The sequence below is a fragment of the Streptomyces sp. NPDC005722 genome (genome assembly GCF_040630935.1).
Lineage (GTDB): Bacteria > Actinomycetota > Actinomycetes > Streptomycetales > Streptomycetaceae > Actinacidiphila.
This window is the reverse complement of sequence record NZ_JBEXYN010000036.1, coordinates 1-24,784: the sequence shown is the minus strand read 5'-3', so window position 1 is coordinate 24,784 and position 24,784 is coordinate 1. Positions and strand designations below refer to the sequence as shown.

Genomic DNA, 24,784 nt, shown 5'->3' with positions numbered 1-24,784 from the left:
ACTGCCTCCATCGGTGGGTCACCAGTTGACGGGGAACGCGCGGAACGAGAAGAGCAGGCCGTCGCGGTGCGCCGCCTCCAGTGCCGCGGCCACCTCGTCGACCTCCTCGGGGCCGGTCACCCGGCGCGTGGGGTGGAACCGCCGCAACAGCCGTTCCAGGCAGAGCAGCAGCACCGCCGGGGAGCGCAGCGGCGGGCTCAGGCTCTCCCGGCCGCGCAGGTGCAGGTGGACGACGGCCGCGGCGGCGGACACCGTGGTGTACTGCTCGGCCAGGTCGAACAGTTCGGCCGACTGGCCGGCGGCCTTGCCGAGGGCGGAGGTCAGCTTGCGGTGCTCCTCGGCGATCCGGTCGAGCTCGCCGGCGAGGGCGTCCGCCGTCGCCGCGCAGGCCGCGAGCCCGGCCGCCTCGCGGCCGCTCCGGGCCGCCGCCGCCCGCCGCAGCTCCGCCACGGCGGCGCGCAGCGTGACCACGGGGTCGTCGACGCCGCGGCTGAACAGCTGCTGGCCGGCGGGCCGGTAGGGCTCCATGGGAGAGGCCGGGTCGAAGAGCGCGGCGACCCTGTCCGCGGCCTCCTCGACCAGCCCCGGCGGCGGGCTGACGGCGGAGGCGAGCAGCGGTCCGAGCTGCAGCGCGATGTTCTTCAGGTTGACCACGGTGTTGCCGTCGGCGAACCCCGCCACGCCGAAGTCGCGCCGCGCCTTCTGGAAGATGCCGTGCCGGGGGTGGTCGCGCAGCCAGTGGCGGGCGCCGAGCACCACGCCCAGCCGGGCGAGCGTGCCCTCCAGCAGGGTGGGCACGAAGTACTTGACCGCCGACGACCAGATGCTGATCTGCGCCGGGGCCGACTGCAGGGCGCGCACCGCGGTGGAGGTCATGGCGTCGGCGATCAGCAGCTCGGCGTAGGACTCCGCGAGCTGCCGCCGCGAGTACGGGATCGCGGCGACCGTCGTGCCGAAGATCTCCCGGGTCGTGGCGAAGTCCAGGGTGGTCCGCAGGGCGGTGTCCACCGCGCTCAGCGCGATCAGGTTGATCAGGACGCGGGCGAACTGCCCCGCCTTCAGCGCGATCTCCAGGCCCTGCCCCTCCCTGCCGACGAGCGCGGAGGACGGTACGAAGCAGTCCCGCAGCCGCACCCCGCTCATGTCCAGCCCGCGCAGGCCGTGCAGGGGCTCGTCGCGCAGCGGCTCGCAGCTGCCCCGGGTCAGGGCGCGCTTGTCCAGGGCGAGGATCGAGTAGCCGCCGGGGCCGCCCTGCGGCGAGGTGCGGGCGAAGAGCATCACGACGTCGGCCTGGGTGGCGTTGCCGATCGTCCACTTCTCGCCGTCGAGCAGCCAGCCGCCCTCGACGGGCCGTGCGGCCAGCTCGCCCGCGAGCACGTCGCTGCCGTGCCGGCGTTCCGACAGGCCCCAGGCCATCTTGCCGCCGGCGCGGACGTGGCCGGCGAAGGCCGTGCGCTGCTCGTCGCTGCCCGCGATCCACAGCGGCATGTAGCTGATGCTGGTGATCACCATGGCGGTGGCGGTGGTGGGGTCGCGGCGGGCGACGAGCCGGAACAGGTGGTAGCCGTCCTGGACGTCGACGGCCTTGCCGCCGTGGGCGGCGGGCACGATCCAGTCGTACAGGCCCCAGGAGGCGAGCAGGTCGACGAACTCGTGCGGGTACGCCTCGCGTTCGTCCAGGTCGAGGACGCGGGCGAACGGCATCGGGCCGGCGGGGTCGTTGGGGTTCCCCAGGTGGTGCTCCAGGCCGGCCATGAGCGCGGGCAGATCGGTCATGTCTCCTCGTCCTCCGGTCCCGGCCGGTCGCACAGCCGTACCGGCAGCGCGGTGAACAGCTCTCCTGCGGCGTCGAGTCGGGTGATCAGCCGGCCCGCGGGCGCGAGGTCCCGGCCGGCGGTGCGCGGGTCGCGGCCCTCGGCCACCGCGAGCAGCAGCGCCGTGACGGCGGTGAGCCATCCGGCGCCGCCGGGCTCCGGCTCGCCGTACAGCCCGCCGCGGTCGCGGTGGTGCCACCAGGCCAGGGCCGCCGTCGCGGCCGCGTACAGCGGACACAGGCGGTCGGCCAGGTCGAGCAGGTCGGGGGCGGTCCGCTGCCGCGGCGCGGCGGCGGCCTCCCGGAAGGTGCCTGCGAGGGACGTCTGCACCCCGGTGACCAGCGTGGCGGCGCGCGTCGCGCCCCTGCGGTGGAGCTCGGCGGCGATGGTGTCGGCGTGCGAGGCGAAGCCGAGCAGGACGTCGTCGCAGGGCCGGGCCCCCAGGTCGAGGGCGGCGGGGTCGAGTTCCGGCAGGGCGGCGCCGCCGAGGCCGAAGAGGGCGGCGAGCCGGCGCTCCCGCCCGGGCTCCGGGTCCCGGGGCGTGGCGTACGCCGGCAGGAACATCGCGACCGCCCGCAGGGTGGCCGGGGCGCTGGTGTCGATGACCTCGACCATGGCGTTGTCCCGGACGGCCTTGTCGAGGACGGCGCCCGGGCCGTCGCCGTCCCGCAGCACCGCGCGGGCGCCCACGAGGGCGCGGGCGCGGGCCGCGCAGTCGGCGGTGAGCCGGGTCGCCACCCGCTTGACGACGGAGGAGGCCAGGCCGAAGGTGCCCGGGGCGAGGTGGGCGTACCGGGCCGCGACCAGCGCGGTCAGGTCGGCGGCGATCAACTCCGCCGCGGCGACGGCCAGTTCCCGCGCCCCGTACGGGGTGTCCGCGACGGGCTCGCCGCCCGTGCGGTGCGCCCGCGCGAACCGCAGCGCGGTGCGCAGCGCGGTGTCCGCGGTCGCCAGGCAGCCCGCGGTGCTCATCAGCCGGACGATCTGCTGGGCCCGCATGGCCGCGGCGAGCCCGGCGCCGGCTCCGCCGACCACCGCCTCCGCGGGCACGGGCACCGCGTCGAAGGCCAGGTCCGCGAAGTCGATCCCCCGCATCCCGGTGGTGCGGCGCGCGGGCAGCCGCCGTACGCGGGCGTCCGCCATGGTCTCCGGGCCCAGCAGCAGCGCCGTGAACGCCGCCGGGCCCCGGTCGGCGGTCCTCGCCACCACGACGACCGCGTCGGCGCTCGCACCGCGCCCCACGAGCCACTTGGTGCCGGTCAGCGTCATGGTGACGGTGTCCAGGCGGCAGGTGTTCGCCAGCACATCGCTGCCCGCGTGCTCCTCGGACAGCCCGAACGCGACGGTCCGGCCCTCGCACACCCACGCGGCGACGGTCTTGCGCTGCTCCGGCGTGCCGGCGGCCAGCACGGTCATGACGGCGGAGATGCCGAACATGGTGGCGGGCATGACGTTCACGTCCCGCCGGGCGGCGACGCGTACCAGGACGTGGGTGTCCTCCAGCGTGCGCAGGCTCCCGCCCAGCCCCGCGGGGAGGTAGGCGACGTGGAAGTCCTCCCCCCGCAGCCGTGCCTCCCACCCCGCCGGGTACGCCTCCTCGGCGTCCCGCGCCGCCCCCGCGGCGAACCCGTACGGGTTCCCCCGCTCCCACGGGTCCCCGAGCGCGGCGTCCAGCACCTCGGCGGCGGCGAACGGCCGGTGCGGGCGCCCGGCGGGCACGTCCCCGACCCCGGACACCCCCACCGGGCCCGCCCGGAAGCCGCGCCCCGTCCCCCGTCCGGCCTCACGGGTGCTCCCCGCGGACGCGGACGGCGGCGGGGCGTCGTGCGGGGCCGCGGGGGTACCGCCCGGCGAGGGCGAGGGGGCCGTCACGGCCGGGCCTCCACCGCGGGGCCGGGCGCGTTCGCGTCGTCCGGGGCGGGACGGGTCGCGATGCCCGCCGGGAAGGCGATCCCCGCCGCCCGCAGGAACGCCAGGCGCTGGTGGAAGGCGGCGCCGGTCATGATCTGCCGGGCCACGTCCGCGACCCGCCGGTGCTCGGGCGCCGCCAGGTACGTCCCGCGGACCCACGCGTTGAAGCTGCCCATGGCCGGCCCGCACCAGATCTGGTAGTCGACGGCGCGGTCGGCCTCGCCGGTCTTGGCCCAGCGCGAGGCCATGCCCAGGTACCAGCGGAAGACCAGCGCCGCGCGCCGCTTGGGGTTGCCCTCGGCGCGGGCGAGCTGGTCGGGGTCGCGCCGCCGGAAGTAGGCGACGGTCTCGTCCCACACCGTGTCCAGCGGACGCCGGAAGACCTGCTGCTCCACCTTCTGCCGCAGCGCCGCCGGGATCGCCTCGATGCCGTCGTACGTCCGGTACAGCTCGTGGAGCTGCTTGGCCCGCATCGGGAAGAAGGTGCCCCGCTTGAGCACCTGGAGCTCGACGCCCATCTCGAACATGTCGGCCGCCGGCGCCATCTCGCAGTCGGCGATGCCCGCCTGGGCCAGCATCTCCTTGACGCGGGGCGAGGTGTCGGCCTCCAGGCACGACTGGTTGACCGAGCCCGTCACCACGTAGTCGGCGCCCATGGCGAAGGCGGCGGCCGCCGCCTCGGGCGTGCCGATGCCGCCGGCGGCGCCCACGCGGATGCGCTCGGCGTAGCCCTCCTCCTGCTGGACGGCGTCGCGCTGCCGGATGATGACGGGCAGCAGCGCGGGCAGCGGGCGGCGGTCGGTGTGCCCGCCGGAGTCGGCCTCGACGGTGATGTCGTCGGCGAGCGGGACGCGTTCGGCGAGCCGGGCCTGCTCCTGCGTGATCGCGCCCTCGGCGACGAGCGCGCGCACCATGGCCTCGGGGGCGGGCCGCATGAACAGCTCGGCGAGTTCGGGGCGGGAGATCTTGGCGATGACCCGGTTGCCCGCGGTCACGCCGCCGGGCCCGCCGGCCCGCAGCCCGGCCAGGCGGTAGCGCACCAGGTGCGGGGTGAGGGAGAGGAAGGCGGAGGCCTCCACGCAGGGCACGCCGTACCTCAGGAACAGGTCGACGGCGGTGCGCTCCAGGCGCTCCTCGCTCGGGCTGTGGATGAGGTTGCAGGCGTAGGGAAGGCCGGGGATCTCGTCGCAGAAGCGGACCAGGGCCTTCTCCACGGCTTCCGGGAGCAGCCCGGCCGCGCCGTACGAGCCGAGGAAGCCGGCCCTGGCCATGGCGACGACCATGTCGGCGGAGGCGATGCCGTTGGCCATGGCCCCGCTCATGTAGGCGTAGCGCAGGCCGTGCGCCTTCAGGAAGGCGGCGCTGCCCAGGCGTTCGGGCCCGAGCGGGGGCGCGGCGGCGACGACCTCGTGCTCGCCGTCGGCGCCCACGGTGCCGCCGGTGGCGGCGCCCAGGCCGTGGGGCCCGCGGAGGATGTAGACGGGCTCGTCGAGCCGCATCAGGGCTTCGTAGACCCCGGTGTCGCCGACCGCGGGCGGCTGGGGTCCGGTCCACCGCGGCCGGTGGAGGTCGGTGGTCATGCTGCGTCTCCTGTCGCTCGCCGCTTGCTCAGGCCTGGTCGTGGTGGATCTCGATGCCGATGCCGCCCAGCCGGTAGATCCGCAGGGTCGACTTCCAGACGCTCGCGTCGCCGAGCAGCAGGATCCGGCCCGGTTCGCGGCGCACCTCCTTGACGTGCACGTCGAACTCCATGTCCGGGTCGGTGCGCAGGATCTGGCCGCGGTAGCTCCAGGTCGTCTCGGTGCCGGCGGCGAGCGCGAAGCGCGGGTTGACCAGCCCGTCGGTGAGCCCGGCCTCGACGGCGTACACCTGCAGGCCCTGCAGCAGCGCCTCCACGCCCAGCGATCCGGGCATCACCGGGTCGCGGTGGAAGTGGCAGCTGAAGTACCAATCGTCGGGGCGGATGGAGCGGTGGCCGCGCAGGTAGCCGCGGCCGTGCTCGCCGCCGCCGGGCAGCACGTCGACCCACTCGACGAGGTCAAGGTGGCCGCCGGCCAGCCGGGTCGTGCCGCGGGCGGCCTCGGCGGCGCGGTGGGCGGCCAGGCCGACGCGGCGGACGCCGGCCGGGCGGGCCGGCTGCCGGTCCAGCCAGGGCAGGACGTGGGCGCCCTTGTCGAGGCCGACCTGGTTCTCCAGGGCCTTGGCGTTGAAGTAGCCGAAGAGGGACTCGCCGCGGTAGAAGACCTCACCGTCGGTGGAGAGTTCGTACGCGTAGTTCTGCAGGATCGAGCCGGGCATCCGGTCGCTGGACAGCAGCGTCGAGCGGTGCCGGACGGTCTTGCCGCGCAGGTCGACGTCCTTGACGAGGGTGGCGCGCCCGTCGAGGTTGCGGATGCTGAACTGCTCGTCGGGGAAGGGCAGCGTGGCGCCCAGGTAGTAGCCGAGGAGGATGGCCGCCTGGAGGCTGGACTCCATGTAGACGCAGTTCGGCATGGAGGGGTGCCCGTTGTGCGCGTAGTACCAGGCGTCCTCCGGCACGTCGTACTCGGTGACCATGACGGCGCCCTTCTTCAGCACGCCGCGGGTCCCCTCCAGCTCCATGACGCGGTCGACGAAGAGGAAGTCGCCGTTGGGGATGTACGGGGCCCGGCTGTCGGCGTACACCTCGAACTCGGGGCCCATCGCGACGGCCAGGTCGCCCTTGGCGGCGTGCGCCATGTGGAACTCGTTGAGCAGCGCGGGCTTCCCGCTCGCGGGGCTGAGCCGGCCGAGGAAGTGCGGCACCGTGCCGCCGGTCTCCGGGCGGTACGGGGTGCCGGGCTTCTCGACCAGGCGGATCCCGAGGCCGGTGACGCCGATCGAGGGCTTGCCGTCGCGCAGCACGACCACGTCCGCGGTGACGGCGGGACGGGGCAGCAGGGTCAGCCCGGTGACGTCGATGCGGTACTCGATGCGCTCGGTGGCCGGGGTGATCTGGCCGCGGACCTTGACCTCCGTGGTGAGGCCCTGGACGGGCTGGAAGCGGGCGTCGGGGAAGCACAGGTGCAGGCCGAGGGACATCGCGTACACCTCCAGCAGCTGCACCGCGCCCTCGGCGACCAGTGAGCCGGCGAGCACCGGGTCGTCCGGGAAGTGGCAGGTGAAGTACCAGCCGTCGGGGACGAGGTGCTTGACGGCCTCGATCCGGCCGAGTCCGTGCGTACCGCCCCTGCGGTCGAGCAGGGTGACCTCGTCGGCCATGCGCAGCCGCTCGCCGGGCAGGCGCAGCGAGGTGTTGCACCCCGCGGGCTGCCGGTGGCCGGGGCCGAAGACGTCCGCGATCCGGCCCTCGGCGAGCGCGGCGAGGTCGCCGGCGGTCAGGGCGGTGCGGGAGGTGGGCTGCACGGGCTTGAAGGAGCTCGCCCCGGAGAACGCGGCGTCGCCCCTGGGCGGTACGGCCCTGCCCTGGATGATGCCGAGTGAGTTCTCCAGCTCGTCGTCGGTGAAGAAGCCCGCGCAGGCGTTGTTCAGCTTCAGGATCAGCTCGCCGTCGGCGTAGCAGTCGTAGTGGAAGAAGAACAGCGTCGTGTCGCCCTGCCGCACGAACTGGTCGATCCAGATGTCGTAGCGCAGGGTCTGGCCGACGCGCGGCAGGTCGCCGACGAAGCTGAGGCTGCTGTCGAGCAGGCGGTAGACGCGGTCGCCGCGGTTGGTGAGGTCGATGCCGAGGTAGCTGATCAGCAGCAGGTCGCACTGGCCCGCCTCGATCGTCACCGCCGGGGGCACCTGGCCGTCGACGGCGTACCAGGCGTCGAGCGGCACGTCGTACTCGGTGCGGATGAACGAGGGCTTGAACTCGCCGGGTTCGGCCTCCAGCGCGGTCACGCGGGTGGCGAAGTGGTAGGGCGGGGCGGGCAGCCGGACGCGGCGGCGGTGGGCGTCGATCTCGGCGAAGCGCGGGCCGAAGACGTTGCCGATCTTCCCGGTGGCGAACTCCAGGAGGTCGTGCTCGTCCCAGACGACGCCCTCCGGCTTGGGCGGACGCACAAGAGCGGGGGCGGAGGGCGTCACGGCGGGGGTGGCGGGGGCCGCCGCGGCGGGAGCGGCGGGGGCGGCCAGCAGGGCGGCCAGTTGGTCGCGCAGCGCCCGCTGGGCGTCCAGCACCTCGCGGTGGGCCTCCAGCATCTCGCTGCGCAGCCCCCGCACGAGTGCGGCGGTCGTCTCCTGCTTCGGCGGCTGCACGGGCAGCGGCGCCCCGAAGATGGCGGGCCCCGGCGGCTCGTGCGGCTCCCGGCGTGGGGCAGGCCGGGCCGGCGGGGCGTCGGCGGCCGGGGCCGCGGTCGCGGCGGCCGGGATCATCGTGATCGGCTCCCGCTCCAGCACGAGCGCTGGTGCGGGCGGCTGTGCGGCGGGGCTGATCGGCATCGCGGTGTCCCATTCCGTGGCGGGGTCGGCGCCCACGGCGTTCGCCGGGGCAGGGATGACGTTCTCGGCGGACGGCCCGGCCGTCCCGCCGTGCGTACGGCCCGCGACGGGCCCGGGCGCCTCGGCGGGAGCGGGTGCGACGCGCCCCACGACGGCGGGCACGGATGCGCCGGCGTCCGGCGTCTGCGCACCGGGAATGGCCCGGCCCCCGGGCGAGGCCACGACGGGCACGCGCTCCACCGCGACGGGCACGGGCGGCTCGGCAGGAACTGCCGCGGCGACCGGAACGGGTCCACCGCCATCCGGCGCCCGCTCACCGGGAAGGGGCGACCGGGCGGGAGACCCCCCGGCGGCGGCCGCCGGAGGGCCGGCCTCCACGACCGCACCCCGCCGCAGCCCCGCCACCACCGGGCGGGCCCCCTCCGCGACGAGCGGCGCGACGGGCGCGCCGCCCACGGTGAACGTGCGCAGCCCGACCGGGCGCCGCCCGGCGGACGCGGACACGGACGGCGGGGGCGCGAACGCGCCGAGGTCGACGGGGACGCCGTGGGAGGCGAGACGGGCCACGAGGCGGGCGATGTCGGTGGCGCCGCGTGCCCCGCGCCGGTCGACGGAGACCGCCACGTGCGGCAGGTCCCCGAGCGTCTCGTGGATCCAGCGGGCGCACGTGCTGCTCGGCCCGACCTCGATGAAGCAGCGGAAGCCGTCCTCGTACGCCCGCCGCACCAGCCGCGGGAAGTCGACGGTCTCCCGCAGCGTGACGGCGATGTTGGCCGCGACGGCGTCCGCGCCCAGGTCGGTCACGGGCGCGTAGTGCCGGCTGCTGTAGAGCGTCAGGCCGCCGACGTCGCCCGTCGGGTAGCGGTTGAGGTCGGCGAGTTCGCCGAGGACGCCGTCGACGACCGGGCAGTGCATGACGTGGTTGGCCGGGGAGCGGGCGCTGCGGCAGGCCAGGGCGGCGATCAGCTCCTCGCACTGCGCGGGGTCGCCGGCGACCACGACCTCCTGCGGGGTGTTGACGTGGGTGATGAAGACCCGGTCGAAGCGCTCGACGGCCGCCCGTACGCCGTCGGCCGGGGCCAGCAGCACATGGGTGGCCCACACCCGCGCGTCGGGGACGTCGTCGCCGAGTCCCCACAGTTCGCGCACCGTGCGCTTGGGCCCGCGCAGCATGTCGTCGAAGAGCGGTGAGGCGCTGATCTTCGCGTCCCCGCGGGCGCTCTTGATCCAGCCGCCGGTGGCGAAGAGCATGCTGCTCTCGCCGAGGCTGTAGCCGAACGCGCCCTGCACGGGGACGCCCAGGACCTCCCGCACCAGGTCCGTCGAGAGCAGCGCGTAGCTGGTGCCGGCGGCCAGCATCAGCGGGATGTCCTCGACGAGTTCGCCCTCCCGCCGCATCATTTCGCGGCGCCCGAGTGGCTCGCGGGAGCGCGGGTAGAGGGCGGCGCTGCGCAGGAGTTCGGCCGGGAGTTCGGCCTGGGCCTCGAAGCGGGGCAGCAGCCCGGGGAAGGCGCGGAAGAGGGAACGTCCCAGTCCCAGGTAGGAGTTGAAGGCACCGGGGAAGACCAGGGCGACCTTGGCCGCCGGGCCGGAGCCCGCGCCCGGACCGGCCCCTGCCCCTGCTCCTGCCCCTGCTCCTGCTCCTGCCGCTGCCCCGGCGCCGATCGGCCGGGAGGTGAAGTGGCTGCCGGAGGGCGAGGTCCACTCCCCGCCCGACCGCCACACCTGCGGCAGGTCCTTGACGGCCTGGTCGATCTGCCGGGCGAGCCCGGCGGCGTCGTCGGCGACGAGGACGGCCTTGAGCCGGGCCGGGCGGTCCTCGGCGAGGGCCGTCCAGTCGCCGTCGAGGGCGGCACGCAGCTCGCCGAGCCCGCGCAGCAGTCCGTCGATGTCGTCGGCGCCGACGGGGACGACCAGGCCGCCGCCGGAGCGGGCCCAGTCGGTCCCGGTGACCTCGCCGCGCACCGTGGCGCCGCCCAGGACGACGTGGGCGTGGCTGCCCGCCGTGCCGGTGACGCTCACCGACGCCGCGCGCCGTCCCTCGCGCCGGGCCCGCAGCCAGGGCCGGGAGTCGGCGGGGAGGAAGAAGGCGGAGCCGTCCGGAGGCGCCGGGACGGATCCGCCGCCCGGGACGGCCGGGAGGTAGGCGTGGTGCAGGCACAGCGCGGCCCGGATGACGGAGGCGAGCGCGGAGGCGCAGCCGGTGTCGCCGACGCAGGCGTGGACGCCGGACAGCGCGGTGCGCAGTTCGCCGCCGGCCCGCTCGCGGGTCCAGACCCCGGCCAGGCCGTCGAGTTCGGCGGCGCTCGCGGCGCCCGCCTCGACGAGTTCGACGTCGGCCGGGGTGAGCCCGGCGGCGGCGAGCGCGTCCTCGGCGGCGCGGGCGACCAGTTCGGGGCGGGCGCCGGGGGTCACGTCGCCGGAGTGGTGGACGGCGACGGACTCGACGGTGGCGTACACGGTCCGTCCCCGCGGCACCGACGCGGGCCGGGTGACGACGACGGCCCCGGCGCCCTCGCCGAGCACCCGCAGCCCGTCCCGGACCGAGCCGGGTTCCAGCAGTTCGCGGGCGAGGGTGTTCTCGGGGCCGGCCGCGAGGTCGACGGCGCCGACGAGGACGGCCTCGACGGTCGGGTCGAGCAGCAGCAGCCGGGCCACGTCGAGGGCGTCGACGCCCACGGAGCTGTCGGAGGAGAGCGTGAAGGAGGGGCCCGTCAGGTTCCACAGCGAGGAGACCCGGCTGGCCATGATGTTGCCGATGTAGCTGAGCACCTCGTTGGGCTCGATGGAGTCGTGGACGCCGTTGCGGGCGGCCCGGGTGAGCTCGGCGAGCTGCCCGGGCGCGGGCTCCACGCCGGCCTCCGCGCACCAGTCGGCGATCTTGCGGCCCAGTTCGTAGCGGGAGCCGTGGCCGTGCGCGCTCGGTTCCATCTCCATGCCGACGACGACGGCGACCCGGCGCGGCCCCGCGTCCGTGCCGGCGCCGGGGCGCGGCCGCTCGTACCCGGCTTCGCGCAGCGCCTCCTCGGCGACGCGCATCATCAGCAGGTGTTGCTGGTTGAAGTGGTCGAGGTCCCTGGGCGGGATCCGGTACGAGGTCGCGTCGACCTCGAACTCCTCGACGTACGCCGCCCGCGGGGCGTGCTCGCCGGCGAGCCCGGCCCGGTCCAGGGGGCCGCCCCCGACGTCCTCGAAGCCGCGCCACCGCTGTCCGGGCAGGGCGCGCACGGCGTCCAGGCCCTCGTACCCGGCGCGCTCGAAGGCGTCCAGGGTGGTGAACGAGCCGAAGTGCGCGCCCATGCCGATGACGGCGAGCGGCGGCACCGGCGTCGCCGGGGGTGCCGGCTCCACAGCGCGGTCGGGGTCGGGGGCCGAGAGGACGACGTGCGCGTTCGTGCCGCCGAAGCCGAAGGCGGAGACGCCGGCCCGGCGCGGCCCGCCGCCCGCGGGCTCCGGCCAGGCCACCGCCTCGCGGACGACCCGGTCGGCCACGGTGCCCGGCAGGGGCTGCCCGACACCGATGGTGGGCGGGATCGCGCCGTGCGTCAGACCCAGGACGACCTTGATGAGGCTGGTCATGCCGGCGACGGTCAGCAGGTGGCCGATGTTGGACTTGACCGAGCCCAGCAGCGGCCCGCGCCCGAAGAACGCCTCGACTCCGCCGAGTTCGGTGCTGTCGCCGAGCGGGGTGCCGGTGGCGTGGCACTCCAGGTACTGGACGGCCGAGGGGTCCACGCCCGCCTCGCGGTAGGCGAGTTCGTACGCGGCGAGCTGCCCGGCGGCGTTGGGCACCAGCATGTGCTTGCCGGGGCCGTCGTTGGTGAGCGCCAGCGCGTCGACGACGGCGTACACCCGGTCGCCGTCGCGCCGGGCGTCGGCCAGCCGCTTCACGGCGACCATGGCGGCGCCCTGACCGGTGACGATGCCCCGCGAGCGGGCGTCGAAGGGCTGGCTGAACCCGTCCGGCGGATAGGCCCGCAGGTCGGAGAAGGACAGGTGGATGACGGTCGGGTCGGGGGCGCAGACCCCGCCCGCCAGCATCAGGTCGGCGCGGCCCGTCTCCAGGTGGGCGCAGGCCAGCTTCAGCGCGTACAGCGCGGAGGAGCAGGCGGCGTCCAGGGTGAAGCGCGGACCGTCGAGGCCGAGGGCCGCGGCCACCACCTGGGCGGGCATGCCGCCCGCCCACAGGTTGTGGGCGGTGGCGGTGCCCGCCGGGCCGGCGGCCCCGGCGGGGTCGCCGCCGGGAGCCGCCGTGGGGAGACCGGCGTCCGCCAGTCCCCGGGCCACCGCCGAGTCCCACAACTCGCCGGCGACCCTGCCGGAGGCCGGGGTGGGGAACGGGTAGTTCCCGAACACCACCCCGGTCCTCCGTCCGCTCCGGCCGGCCGCGGCGCCGGGGGGAGAGCCCGCGTCGGCCAGGGCGTCCCCGGCCACCCGGAGCGCCCAGTGGAACGAGCGGTCCAGGTGGGCCAGGTAGTCGGGCGGGAGCAGGTATCCGTTCGGGTCAAAGGCCGTCGCGTCCCCCTCCGCGAGGAACCCGCCCCGGGTGCAGTAGATGCGGTGCCGGTCGTCGGGGTCGGTCTCGCGGACCCGTGGGTCCTGCCCGAAGATCCGGCTGTCCCCGTCGGTGCGCGAGTCCACGCCGCCGGTCAGGTTCCGCCAGTAGTCGTCGGGTGTCGCCGCCCCCGGGAAGAGGCAGGCCAGGCCGACGATCGCGTACTTGCCCATGGTGGGTCAGCCTCCGAGTGTCCGAGTCGGTCCGGTCGGGTCGGCGGTCGTCAGACCGGGACGACGGCGGTCGCGCCGGTCCGTGCGGACGGCCCGAACTTGCCCTCCAGTTCCGGGTCCTCGACCAACGTCACCCCGTCGAGCACCTGCAGGACCCGGCCCTCGCGGTCCAGCGCGGTGATCGTGCAGGTGACCCCGGTCGTGGCCGGCCGGACGTCCTCCACCGCGACCAGGAAGTCCTCGTCGGCGGGGAGGGGGGCGAAGAACCGGATCCGGGAGACCTCCATCGGCAGGCTCGCCCGGCCGCGGAACAGCCGCACCCACACCAGCCCGGCCTGCAGCAGCAGGTCGGCCAGGACGGGGCTGTGCCGCAGGCCGTGGTACGCGCCGTGCGCCGGGACGGGGTCGCCCAGACGTGCGCCGAGCAGCAGCCGGTGCTCGTCCGAGGCGATGATCCTGCGCAGTCCGCGCAGCGTCGGTCCGTGGAAGAGGGTGCCGTCGCGGTAGAGGTAGCCGGCGTCGGTGCCGCCCGTCGTGCGGGCCGCCTGCGCCAGGTCGGTACGGTCCGCGGGACGCGGGCCCGGACCGGCCGTGCCGACGGTGCCGCCGTACGCGGGACGGCTGCGCCCGGTGGTGTCCACGGCGGAGGCCAGCACGTCCAGGGTGCCGGGGCCGGCGTCGCGGCCGGGTTCCACGAACAGCCGCAGCCGCTCGGGGACCTCGCCCTCGGCGCCGTCCAGGACGACCCCCTTGAAGACCTTGAACCCGCTCACCTCACCGGCCGTCCCGCCGGTCGCCGTCTCGACGGCGTTGAGCAGGGCGCCCACCGCGGCGGTGGCGGGCAGCACCCGCCTGCCGCCGATCGCGTGGTCGGCCAGCACCGCCTCCGCGGCCAGCCGGTCCAGCCCGCGGTCCACCAGCAGCGACACCGGCGCGTCCGACCCGGTCGCGGGCGGCGCCGACAGCGGCTTCAGCGGGCCCGCCACGACGACCGTGTCGTGCCCGCGCCCCGCGGTGAACTGCTCGGCGAACATGCCCGCGCCGGTCGCGACCGGCACCAACTCCACCCCGCGCGAGGCGAACATCCGGCGCAGGTCGTCGGTGACCATCCCGCCGTCCCAGGCGCCCCAGTTGACCGAGGTCACCCGGGCCGACGGCAGCTCCCGCTTGAGCCGCACGGCGAGCCGGTTCAGCGCCTCGTTGGCCGCTGCGTAGTCGGACTGGCCGCGGTTGCCGAAGAACCCGGCGACGGAGGAGAAGAACACCAGGTGCCGCAGGTCGGCGGTGCCGCGCAGCGCGTCCAGCACGTTGCCCAGGCCCACGACCTTGGTGCCGATGACCCGGTCGACCTCCTCCGCCGTCTTGTCCGCGATCAGCCGGTCGGCCAGCACGCCCGCGCCGTGCACGACCCCGGTGACCCGGGACGCGTACGGGGCCAGGGCGGTCCGCACGGCGGCGGCGTCGGTGATGTCGACGGCGACGTACTCGACGCTGCCGCCGCAGTCCCGCAGCCGGCGCAGGTTCTCCGCGATCTCGCGGCCGCCCGCCACCTCCCGGTAGACCGCCTCCACCCCGCGCGGGGTCGGCTTCTCGCCGCGGTCGGCGATCCGCCGGGCGATCGCGCCCTTCAGCGCCGCGCCCTCCAGCCCCGTCGCCCAGCCGGGCTCCGGGGCGGCCTCGCTGCGGCCGAGCAGCAGCAGCCCGGCAGGGCGGGCCTCCACCAGCGCCCGCAGGCAGTCCGCCGTGATCCCGCGCGCCCCGCCGGTCACCACGAGCAGGTCGTCCGCGCCGAGCTCCGGCACGGCCGCCGCGGGCCCGGCGGGCGCCTCCGCGGCCGGCACGACGGTGCGGCGGCCCTCGGCGTCGTGCCCGACGTCGGCGAGGTCGGCGGCCAGGTCCTTGATCTCGCCCAGGAAGCGGGCCGCGACCGCGTGGTCGTCCAGGCCGGGCGCGAAGTCCACGGTCCGGGTGAAGAGTTCGGGCACCTCGATGGCGAGGGTCTTCACCAGTCCGCTCACCCCGCCCAGCAGCGCCGAGCCGGACGCGCCGGACGCGCCGCCGCGGTAGCCGCCGGCCCCGTCCAGCCGCGTGACCGCCACGAACGCCGCCCGTGTGCCACCGGCGGCCGCGGCCTTCAGCGCGGGCTGCGTCTGCCGGGCGACGAGCACGGTGTGCGCCAGCCGCCGGGCGGCATCGGCCCACTCCACCCCGGACGCCGCCGCCACCTGGACGACGAGGTCGAGCCGGTCCGCCGTCACGACGCGGGCCAGCTCACCGGCGTCCCAGGTCCGCAGCGACCGTACGTCGTCGGCCTCGGCGGCCGTCGCCACCCCGTCGGGCAGCCCCACGACCTCCACCCGCCAGCCGTCCGCGCGCAGCGCGGCCACCACCGGCCGGGTCAGCGTCGAACCGTCGTCCACCACGAGCGCGGTCCGCTGCTCGGCGTACGCACCCACGACCGCGTACGGCGCGGGCAGTTCACGCAACGCCGCGAACGTCCGGCCGACCCCGGGCGCGGCGGGGTACGTCACCGTCAGCGGCGCCTCCGGACGGCTCGGGGCGGCAGGGGCGGCGGGGGCAGGGGCGGACGCGCCGGCGAGGAACCCGGCGATGTCGTCCAGGGTCCGCAGCTCGCCCAGACGCTCGGGGTCGATGTCCCCCGACACCGGGAACCGCTCCTGCAACGCCCCCATGATCTGAACCCGCTTGATCGAATCGATCCCCAGATCAGCCTCGAGATCCATACCCGGCTCCAACATCTCCGCCGGATAACCCGTCTTCTCCGCCACCACCTCAAGCAACGCATCCAACACAGCGCCACTGGCGGCAGCGGCGGGAGCAGAAACCTCCACGGGCGCCGGTACAGCTGCCGGTGCGGACACCCCACCGAGGAACCCGGCGATGTCATCCAGGGTCCGCAGCTCACCCAGACGCTCGGGGTCGATGTCCCCCGACACCGGGAACCGCTCCTGCAACGCCCCCATGATCTGAACCCGCTTGATCGAGTCAATGCCCAGATCAGCTTCCAGATCCATACCCGGCTCCAACATCTCCGCCGGATAACCCGTCTTCTCCGCCACCACCTCAAGCAACGCGTCCAACACAGCGCCGCTGGCGGCGGGAGCAGGAACCTCCAAAGGCGCGGACTCCGGCGCAGACGCAGACGCAGACGCCGGTGCGGACACCCCACCGAGAAACCCGGCGATGTCATCCAGGGTCCGCAACTCACCCAGACGCTCCGGGTCGATGTCCCCCGACACCGGGAACCGCTCCTGCAACGCCCCCATGATCTGAACCCGCTTGATCGAGTCAATGCCCAGATCAGCTTCCAGATCCATACCCGGCTCCAACATCTCCGCCGGATAACCCGTCTTCTCCGCCACCACCTCAAGCAACGCATCCAGCACAGCGCCACTCACGGCGGGAACCGCGGGCGCAGGCGCAGGAGCAGGAACCTCCACGGAATCGGCCACAACAGGCGCAGGCGCCGAGACACCGCCCAGGAACCCGGCGATGTCGTCCAGGGTCCGCAACTCACCCAGACGCTCCGGGTCGATGTCCCCCGACACCGGGAACCGCTCCTGCAACGCCCCCATGATCTGAACCCGCTTGATCGAATCGATCCCCAGATCAGCTTCCAGATCCATACCCGGCTCCAACATCTCCGCCGGATAACCCGTCTTCTCCGCCACCACCTCAAGCAACGCGTCCAACACAGCGCCACTGGCGGCGGGAGCAGGAACCTCCGCGGCAACCTCCGCGGCCTCCGTGGCCTCCGCGGGCTCGGCGGCGGGCGCCGGTGCGGCGGCCGGCGGGGGTGCGTCGTCACCGCGGAGGGCGTCGATCAGCAGGCGGGTCGCACGCTCGTGGGCGGCCGTGATGGAGCTGCCGTGCTGCTCGATGAGCCGCAGGGCGGCGTCCGTGTCGGGGTGACCGCCCGCGCGGACGGTCCGCTCCAGGGAGGTGATCGCCTCGCGGACGGTGGTGACGTGGGCGTCGAGGATCTCGGCCTGGAGCCCCAGCCCCTCGCGGACGAGGTCGCCGAGGGCGTCGGACGGGACCGCCTCCACAGCCGCCACCGGCACCGCCACCGGCGTCGGCACCGGGGCCTGCGCCGCGAGCGTGACCACAGGCTCCGCCAGGGCCTTCGTGTACGCCTCGCGCCGGGCGTCGGAGACGTAGTTGACGCCCCGCAGCGGGATCGTGAGGCCCTTGCGGACGGGTGCCTCCGGGAGCGGTTCGGCGTGGTCGTCGATGCCGGTGACCGGGAGGCCCAGCACGGCCAGTTCGACGGCGGCCCGCTTCAGCGAGACCTCGCCGTCCTTGCTGGGCCCGCCGTCGACCGCGACGGTGACCACGTCGCCGCGCCCGTCGAGGATGCGGTCCACGAGGTCGGACAGCACGCGCTTGGGCCCGAACTCCACGAAGACGCGGTAGCCGTCCGCGTACATCTCCTCGATGCGGGTCTGGAACGCGACGGGCTGCAGCAGCTGCTCGACGAGCGTGGCGCGGTTGGCGTCCGCGTCGGTGCCGTACACCGCGCCCGGCGTGTTGGCGTAGACGGGGATGCGCGGCGTGCCGAGGCCGACGCGGTCGACGGCCGCGCGGAAGGCGTCGGCGGCATGGGCGACGAAGCGGGTGTGGAAGGCGGCGGAGACCGGCAGCCGCTTGGCGGGGATCCGGCGGGCGGCGACGTCGGCGACGAGGCGGTCGACCTCGGCGGTGGGGCCGCCCACGACGATCTGGCCGGGGGCGTTGATGTTGCAGATGGCGACGCTGCGGTAGGTGGCGACGAGCCCCTGCACCTCGCCGAGTTCGGCGCGTATGGCGGCCATGGCGCCCGGGTCGAAGTCGGCGGCGGCCGCGCTCGGCGGGGCCATGGCCAGCCCGCGGGCGCGGGCCAGTTCGGCGAAGCCGTCGTCGTCGAGGGCGCCGGCCGCCCACAGCGCGGTGAGCTCGCCGAAGGAGTGGCCGACGGCGCCGTCGGGGGCGAAGCCCAGCTCGCGGAACCAGGCGAACTGCCCCGCGGACAGGGCGCCGATGGCGGGCTGCGCGAACTCGGTGCGGCGCAGCGCCTCCTCCTGCGCGGTGCGCGTGGCGTCGTCGAAGGCGGGCGGCGGGAAGACGACCCGGCCGAGGGTCTCCGGGCCGGCGCTGATGCGGTTGGCCCTGTCGTACGCGGCGAGGACGGGCGGCAGGGCGAGGGCGGCCCGGCGGCCCATGCCGACGTACTGGCTGCCCTGCCCGGCGAAGACGGCGGCCGTCTTCGTCCCGGACGGGAGGCCGGCGCGGCGGTAGGTGATGCCCTTGGGGTGCTGCCAGGAGGACGCATCGGGCTTGGCGCGCAGCAGCTCCACGGCGGCGGCCCGCAGTTCCTCGAAGCCGGCGTCGTCGCGGGCGACGATGCCGAGCCGCGCGTCGCCCGCGGGTATCCAGCCGGCCGGGTCGGGGGCGGCGCCCTGCTCCAGGCGGCGGGCGAGCGCCTCGGGGTCGGCGGCGTGCCACAGGCCGGTGCGGGCGACCGGGCCGAGCACGGTGCGGGCGGCGGCGGGGTCGTGCTCCTCCAGCACCATGTGGAAGTTGGTGCCGCCGAAGCCGAAGGAGGAGACCGCGGCGCGCCGCTTGTCGCGGGCGGGGTCCAGGATCCAGGGGCGGGCCTGGGGGCTGACGTAGAAGGGGGTGCGCGCCGGGTCGACGGCCTCGCTGGGCCGGTCGACGTTGATGGTGGGCGGCAGCACCTTCTGGTGCAGGGAGAGCGCCAGCTTGATGAGGCCGGCCGCGCCCGCGGCGGCCTTGGTGTGCCCGATCTGGGACTTGACGCTGCCGATGGCGGCGTAGCCGAGCTCGCCGGAGCCCGGCTGGTCGCCGACGAAGGACCCGAGGGCGGACAGCTCGGTGTGGTCGCCGACCGCCGTGCCGGTGCCGTGGGCCTCGAAGAGCTCGACGGAGCCGGCGGGCACGGCGGCGTCCTCGTAGGCGCGGCGCAGCGCGAGCTGCTGGCCCTCGGCGCGCGGGGCGTAGATGGACTTGAAGCGGCCGTCGCTGGAGGTGCCGATGCCGCGGAGCACGGCGTAGACGCGGTCGCCGTCGCGCTCGGCGTCGGCGAGCCGCTTGAGGGCGAGCATGCCGATGCCCTCGCCGATCAGCGTGCCGTCGGCGGACTCGTCGAAGGGCTTGATGACCTGGCTCTTCGAGAACGCCGGGGTCTTGCTGAAGCACATGTACATGAGGATGGTGTTCTCGGCGTCGCAGCCGCCGGTGAGCATCAGGTCGGCGCGGCCCTCGATCAGCTCGCTGACGGCGAGCTTGACGGCGGCCAGCGAGCTTGCGCAGGCGGCGTCGACGGTGCAGTTGGTGCCGCCCAGGTCGAAGCGGTTGGCGATGCGCCCGGCGACGACGTTGCCGAGCATGCCCGGGAAGGAGTTCTCCTCCCACGGGACGTAGGCCTTCTTGAAGCGGCGGGCGATCTCCTCGGCGTCGGCCTCGCTCAGTCCGGTGCTGCGCACGACCTCCTTGAGCACGGGGGTCTGCAGGCGCGCGGAGAGCGGCTGGGTGAGGGAGTTGGCGCCGGTGACGCCGAGGATCACGCCGGTCCGGCTCGCGTCGTACCAGTCCGCGCCCTCCGTGCCCGCGTCGCGCAGCACGTCGCGGGCGACGGTCAGCGAGAGCAGCTGGAGGATGTCGGTGACCTCCAGGGTGTTCGGGGGCAGGCCGAACTCCATGGGGTTGAAGGCGACCTCCGGCAGGAACCCGCCGCGCCGGGCGTAGGTCTTGTCCTCGGCGGCGGGGTCCGGGTCGTAGTGGTCGTCGGGGTTCCAGTGGCTCGCGGGGACGTCCTCGATGCAGTCGCGGGCGTCCACGATGTTGTGCCAGAACTCGCGCAGGTCGCGCGACTTGGGGAACAGGCCGGCCAACCCGACGATGGCGATCGGTGTCTCGGCCAGACGTGAGTGATGCACGACGGTCCTCTCGGTCATGGGCGCCGGGTGGCGGGGGCGCGGATCCACGAGTGCTCAGGCGACGGCCGGGGCGGCCAGCAGTCCGGCGAGCACGGCGACGGCGGTGGGCTCCCGGAGCATCGTGTAGTGGTCGCCGGGGACGCCCAGCCGCCGCACGGGGCGGGTGCTGAGCCTGCTCCAGCCGAGGTCACCGCGGTCCGGGAGCAGGGAGCGCTCCGGCTTGACGAGGGTGACCGTGCGGTCGAGCGGAGTGGGTTCGTACGGTGCGGTGCAGCGGTTGTTGCGCAGCAGACCGCCGTGGTAAGCGGCGTAGAGCTTGCGCAGCCCGGCGAGTTCGGTGCCGGGGGGCAGGACGCCCTGTGCGGTGGCCGCGGCCAGCAGCGCGGGCAGGCCCTCGTCGGTGCCGGCGACCGGCGGGACGCTCAGGACGAGGGGGCGGCCGCGCTTGGCGCCGAGGTACATGGCGAACCAGTCGAGCAGCATCGCCGGGTCCAGGAGCTCGTCGGCGCGCTTGAAGGCGGGGACGGGCGCGATGCTGTCGAGGAGGACGAGCTCCTCCAGCCGCGCGCCGTGTCCCGCGGCGTCGAGCCGGGCGGCGACCTCGTAGCCGACGACCCCGCCGAAGGACCAGCCGACCAGCGAGAACGGCGTGTCCGCGGGGGCCGAGGCGGTGATCTCCGCGAGGCAGCGTTCGGCCAAGCCGGCGACGGTGACCCCGCAGACGTCCGGGTCGAGCGCGGCAGCGAAGAACTCCGGGACGTTGCCGAGGTCGAGCAGGGACAGCGCGGTGTCCTCGGGCAGCCGTTCGGCGAGCGGCTGCCACGCGGTGGGCGCCAGCGCGCCCGGGTGGACGGCGTAGAGCCGGCGGGCCGCCCCGCCGGCCGGCTCGCGCAGCGGCGTGAGGACCGGGCGGGGCGCCGGGCGGGCGGCGGTGCGGTCAGGCCGCTGCGACATGGCGGGCGTTCTCCTCGGCGATGTGCTCCGACAGCGCGGCGATGGTGGGGTGGTACCAGAGCGCGGTCGCCTCCAGCTCGAAGCCGAGCCACTTCTCCAGTTCGCCGGCGAGGATCAGCGCCTCGGTGGAGTCGAGGTCGAACTCGTCGAAGTAGCGGTCGACGTCGATCTGGGACGGCTCGACCTCCAGCCGGACCGCGAGCTTCTCGACCAGCCAGGCCTGCGCTTCCTCGGCGGTGACACGCTGCATGGGGATTCCCTCACTTCACTTCTTGATGTCGCGGGCGATGGACTCGGCGGCCTTGAGCCCGGAGACGTACCCGGCCTCGTGGGAGCCGATCAGGTCGTGGCCGATCTTGGGCGAGTGGAAGTACGAGCCGGCGAGCTTGATCCGGCCGGTGTCGTTGACGGCGTAGATGGTGCGCTGCATGGAGCGCACGTCCAGGTCGATCACCGGGTGGGTGAACGGCAGCTCGCGGATGACCAGTTCGTCGCGGGGGACGACCGGGCAGTCGAGGGTGACGAAGTAGTCCTCGCGGGCGGTGAAGCCCTGCAGGGAGTTCATGTGGTACGCGACCCAGGTGCGGGTGCGGCCGTCGACGGTCTTCAGGCCGTAGTTCCAGCTCTGCCAGCGGGAGCGGTCCGGCGGCATGCCGGACGGGTCGGTGTGCAGCACGGCCCGGGTGGAGCTGTAGCGGACCTTGCCGAGGACGCCGGCCTGCGCGGCGGTGGGTCGCTCCAGCACGGCCAGGGTCTGGTCGGCGTGCGAGGCGAGCACCGCGTAGTCGTAGCGCTCCTCGCCGGCGGCGGTGCCGATGACGACGCCGCCGTCCGGGCCGGGCTCCTCGCGGACCCGGGTGACCGGGCTGCCGGTGCGGACCTTGCCGTTGATCGCGGCGACGACCCGGCGGACGTACTCGACGCTGCCGCCGGAGACGGTCTTCCACGCCACCGAGCGGCCACCGAGGCCGCCCGGGTCGTGCGACATGAAGAAGGCGATGACGGTGGTCGCCGGCATCTCCCAGATCAGCTCCGCCGGCACCGACCAGACGGCGGTGGCCAGCAGCACCACGTAGCCGTACTTGAAGGCCTCGGAGTAGCCGCCCCGGTCCAGGTACTCGCCGAGGGCCATGTCGGTGCGCTTGCGCAGGAAGTCGCGGGGGGCCTCGCGGTGGAAGCGCTCGGCGTCCCGCCACAGGGGCAGGAAGTCGGCGGGGTAGCGCCGCGCGATCTCCTCCTCGGTGAGCTCGAACTCGGCGGTGCCGTAGTCGAGTCCGCGGTCGAGGTCGAAGAAGTCGAAGCCGCCGGTGTGGTCCAGGGCGGTGGCCCCGAGCTCCTGGAAGAAGGCGGTCAGCTGCGGGTACGTCCGGGAGTTGAAGACCACGAAGGCGGTGTCGATCCCGATGGTGCGGCCGTCCTCCTCCACCTCGACGGTCAGGGCGTGGCCGCCGGGGCGGTCCTCCTTCTCGTAGACGGTGACTTCGACGTCGTCGGGCAGGTGGTACGCGGCGGACAGACCGGATATGCCGGCTCCGACGACAGCGACACGGGTGGTCATGGCAGGCGGCCCCTCGGCTCGAGCAGTTCTCAGGAACCGGTCGCGTTGGGCGACGGCGGCTGGAGCGCAGAGGGCTGGGACCTCTGAAGGCGTGAAGTCGTCCGTGTCCCGCGCGGATCGGCGCGGCGGGCGGCGCACAGGGAACGTAGGGCGGCGCGGGGCGGAGGGTCAAACACCGCATCACCGACGGTTTCCGGCCCATCGGGGCCGCCGATACGGCCCGTCCCGGGTGTCCGGATCGGTGGCCGGCGGGCACCGGGGGCGCGAACAGGCCAACTGCCGCGCGGACGGGCCGATCGGCGTCCCGGAGGTGTCCGGAAGGCTCACGGGAGGGACTCATGTGGGTGGCGGGAGTTCCCGCCGCGACGGCGCGGTGGACCGCGCACCCGTACCGAAGAGGAGAGAGCCGCCATGCCCACCATTCCCTGGATGCCCGGGGCCGCCGCCGAGGAGTCCGCCGGCTCGGGCGAGGCCGTGGTCATGGCCTCCAAGCTCCAAGTGAAGTCGCTGCTGAGCGTGCCGCGTTTCTTCCTGCTGTCGCTGGTGGTGTGGAAGCAGGTGCGGTCCGCGCCGGGTGTGTACGGCGCCTCGCTGCGCGCGGAGCCGCTGAAGCGGACGTTCTGGACGCTGTCGGCCTGGCGGGACCAGGAGGCGCTGGACGCCTTCGCCCGCACCGACCCGCACGCGCGGATCGTGGCGCGGCTGCGCAAGGTGATGGACCGCTCGGTGTTCGTCTTCTACCCCACCGCCCGTGACGGGCTGCCCGTGGCCTGGGACGACGCCACCCGGCGTCTGGCCGAGAAGGAGCGGGCCAAGTGAGCACCGTGGCGGGCGCGGCGTCCGCCCAGGCACCGCAGAAGCCGGTGGTGCCGCGCGGCCGGCTGGTGCTGCTCGCCGCGTGCCTCGGGCTGTTCATGTCGTTCATCGAGGTGACGGCGGCGATCTCGACGCTGCGCGCCCTGCAGGTCGACATGCACGTCGCGCCGGCCGACCTGAGCTGGGTGTCCAGCACCTACACCCTGGTGGTCGCCGCGTGCGTGCTGTCGGGCGGCGCGCTCGGCGAACGCTACGGGCGGCGGCGGGTGTTCGTGGCCGGCGTGTTCGCGCTGGCGGCCGGCTCACTGGTCGTGGCCACCGCCGGCGGCTACCCGCAGGTGCTGGTGGGGCGGGCGGTCAGCGGGATCGGCGGGGCGCTGGTGCTGCCCACCTCGCTGGCGATCATCACGACGACCTTCTTCGTCGACCTGCCGCGCATGCTGCGCTACATCACGGTGTGGGTGTCGGTGTCCGGGCTCGGCCTGGCCGTCGGGCCGCTGCTCGGCGGCGCGTTGCTCGACCGCTTCGACTGGCCCGCGGTCTACCTGGTCAACACCCCGCTCGCGGTGGTCACGGTCGCCGTCGCGCTGTACGCGGTGGGCGAGTCGAAGGTGCCCGACCGTCCGCTGGACCTGCCCGGCCAGGGCCTGTCCGTGCTGGGCCTGGGCACGCTGGTGTACGGGATCGCGGTCGGCGGCCGGACCGGCTACGACGACCCGGTGGTGGTGACGGCGCTGGCGGTGGCCGTCGTGTCGCTGGTCGCGCTGGTGCTGGTGGAGCGGCGTACGGCGATGCCGATGCTGGACGTGCGCATGATGGGCTCGGTGCGGGTGTCGGCGGCGCTGGTGGTGGCCGCGGCGGCGCTGTTCGCGTTCGTCGGGGTCATCTTCCTGCAAGTGCTGTTCCTGCAGCGGGTCCAGGAGGTCGCGCCGATGGCCACGGGGGTGCGGCTGCTGCCCGCGATGGTGTTCTTCGTGCTGTCCACGCTGGCCGCGCAGCGGATCGCCGGGCGGGTCGGCGCGGCCCGTCTGCTGGCCGCGGGTTCGCTGGTGACGGCCGCCGCCGCCGTGGTGCTGGTGCGGCAGCAGCCGGACAGCCCGTACGCGGTCACGGCGGTGGGGCTGGCCCTGGTCGGGCTGGGCAGCGGACTGGTCGTCGCGCCGTCGACGGCGGCCGCGTTCGCGGTGGTGCGACCCGAGCAGATGGGTGCCGCGTCGAACGCCGTCACCGCGTTCCGGCAGATCGGTTCGGTGCTGGCGACCTCGGTGCTCGGCGCCGTCCTGGCGGTCAAGTTCATCGGCGCGCTGCCGGGGCGGCTGACGGCCGCCCATGTGCCGCCGCCGGTCGCCGGGGCGGTCGTGGAGGTGGCGCGCAGCGGCGGGAGCGGCAGCGGCCGCTCGACGCCCGCGGTGACGGAGGCGATCGGCGCGTCCTTCACGGTGGGCATCCACACCGGTCTTCTGGTCGTCGCCGGGGTGTCCTTCGTGGCGGCCGTGCTGGCCGCGGTGTTCCTGGCCCGCAAGCCGGCCGCGGCGTAGCCCGGCGGGCACGCGGGACTCCGGTGCCGGGGCGGGGGCGGGGGGGGGGGGGGGGCCCCCCCCCCCCCCCCCCCCCGGGCCGAGGCCCCCCCCCCCCGCCCC

Annotated in this window: 10 protein-coding genes; 2 read left to right on the top strand and 8 right to left on the bottom strand. The window is 74.9% G+C overall.

Going from position 1 to position 24,784, the window contains the following annotated elements:
- Positions 1–18: 18 nt before the first annotated feature.
- The 8 genes from ABZ479_RS30850 to ABZ479_RS30815 are packed head-to-tail and all read right to left on the bottom strand — an operon-like array spanning position 19 to position 22,328.
- Positions 19–1,776, bottom strand: a complete 1,758-nt coding sequence (locus ABZ479_RS30850; RefSeq protein ID WP_500464634.1) for an acyl-CoA dehydrogenase family protein — start codon at positions 1,774–1,776, stop codon at positions 19–21.
- Positions 1,773–3,686 (bottom strand): acyl-CoA dehydrogenase family protein, encoded by a 1,914-nt coding sequence (locus tag ABZ479_RS30845; RefSeq protein ID WP_500464633.1) that lies wholly within the window; start codon positions 3,684–3,686, stop codon positions 1,773–1,775. The genes ABZ479_RS30850 and ABZ479_RS30845 overlap by 4 nt, the downstream gene beginning before the upstream one ends.
- Entirely contained in the window at positions 3,683–5,305 is a 1,623-nt protein-coding gene (locus tag ABZ479_RS30840) for a PfaD family polyunsaturated fatty acid/polyketide biosynthesis protein (RefSeq protein ID WP_500464632.1), read from the bottom strand. Before ABZ479_RS30840 ends, ABZ479_RS30845 begins: the two co-directional genes overlap by 4 nt.
- A 28-nt stretch (positions 5,306–5,333) precedes the next feature.
- Complete coding sequence (locus tag ABZ479_RS30835) at positions 5,334–12,857, bottom strand: beta-ketoacyl synthase N-terminal-like domain-containing protein (protein ID WP_500464631.1); 7,524 nt, start codon at positions 12,855–12,857, stop codon at positions 5,334–5,336.
- Positions 12,858–12,907: 50 nt separating this feature from the next.
- Positions 12,908–19,834, bottom strand: coding sequence for an SDR family NAD(P)-dependent oxidoreductase (locus ABZ479_RS30830; RefSeq protein ID WP_500464630.1), 6,927 nt, complete (start codon positions 19,832–19,834; stop codon positions 12,908–12,910).
- A 36-nt stretch (positions 19,835–19,870) separates the two neighbouring features.
- A complete protein-coding gene (locus tag ABZ479_RS30825; protein WP_500464629.1) occupies positions 19,871–20,770 on the bottom strand; it encodes a thioesterase domain-containing protein in 900 nt (299 codons plus the stop codon).
- On the bottom strand, positions 20,754–21,020 hold the full coding sequence (locus ABZ479_RS30820; RefSeq protein WP_499602637.1) for an acyl carrier protein: 267 nt from the start codon (positions 21,018–21,020) through the stop codon (positions 20,754–20,756). Before ABZ479_RS30820 ends, ABZ479_RS30825 begins: the two co-directional genes overlap by 17 nt.
- 15 nt (positions 21,021–21,035) lie before the next feature.
- The gene (locus tag ABZ479_RS30815; protein WP_500464628.1) at positions 21,036–22,328 is read right to left on the bottom strand and encodes an NAD(P)/FAD-dependent oxidoreductase; all 1,293 of its coding nucleotides are present in this window, start codon (positions 22,326–22,328) and stop codon (positions 21,036–21,038) included.
- Positions 22,329–22,739: 411 nt separating this feature from the next.
- Between ABZ479_RS30815 and ABZ479_RS30810 the strand changes: the two genes are divergently transcribed.
- Together ABZ479_RS30810 and ABZ479_RS30805 are read left to right on the top strand one after the other, a co-directional pair.
- Positions 22,740–23,147 carry a DUF3291 domain-containing protein gene (locus tag ABZ479_RS30810; protein ID WP_499602641.1) on the top strand — a complete coding sequence of 136 codons (408 nt, stop codon included), beginning with the start codon at positions 22,740–22,742 and terminating at the stop codon, positions 23,145–23,147.
- Positions 23,144–24,682 (top strand): MFS transporter, encoded by a 1,539-nt coding sequence (locus tag ABZ479_RS30805; protein WP_500464627.1) that lies wholly within the window; start codon positions 23,144–23,146, stop codon positions 24,680–24,682. Before ABZ479_RS30810 ends, ABZ479_RS30805 begins: the two co-directional genes overlap by 4 nt.
- The last annotated feature ends 102 nt before the right edge of the window (positions 24,683–24,784 follow it).

What these genes read in the sequence shown, in the direction of transcription:
- ABZ479_RS30850 (WP_500464634.1), bottom strand. Translation starts at nt 1,776, where the DNA reads ATGACCGATCTGCCCGCGCTCATGGCCGGCCTGGAGCACCACCTGGGG.
- ABZ479_RS30840 (WP_500464632.1), bottom strand. Translation starts at nt 5,305, where the DNA reads ATGACCACCGACCTCCACCGGCCGCGGTGGACCGGACCCCAGCCGCCC.
- ABZ479_RS30835 (WP_500464631.1), bottom strand. Translation starts at nt 12,857, where the DNA reads ATGGGCAAGTACGCGATCGTCGGCCTGGCCTGCCTCTTCCCGGGGGCG.
- ABZ479_RS30830 (WP_500464630.1), bottom strand. Translation starts at nt 19,834, where the DNA reads ATGACCGAGAGGACCGTCGTGCATCACTCACGTCTGGCCGAGACACCG.
- ABZ479_RS30825 (WP_500464629.1), bottom strand. Translation starts at nt 20,770, where the DNA reads ATGTCGCAGCGGCCTGACCGCACCGCCGCCCGCCCGGCGCCCCGCCCG.
- ABZ479_RS30820 (WP_499602637.1), bottom strand. Translation starts at nt 21,020, where the DNA reads ATGCAGCGTGTCACCGCCGAGGAAGCGCAGGCCTGGCTGGTCGAGAAG.
- ABZ479_RS30815 (WP_500464628.1), bottom strand. Translation starts at nt 22,328, where the DNA reads ATGACCACCCGTGTCGCTGTCGTCGGAGCCGGCATATCCGGTCTGTCC.
- ABZ479_RS30810 (WP_499602641.1), top strand. Translation starts at nt 22,740, where the DNA reads ATGCCCACCATTCCCTGGATGCCCGGGGCCGCCGCCGAGGAGTCCGCC.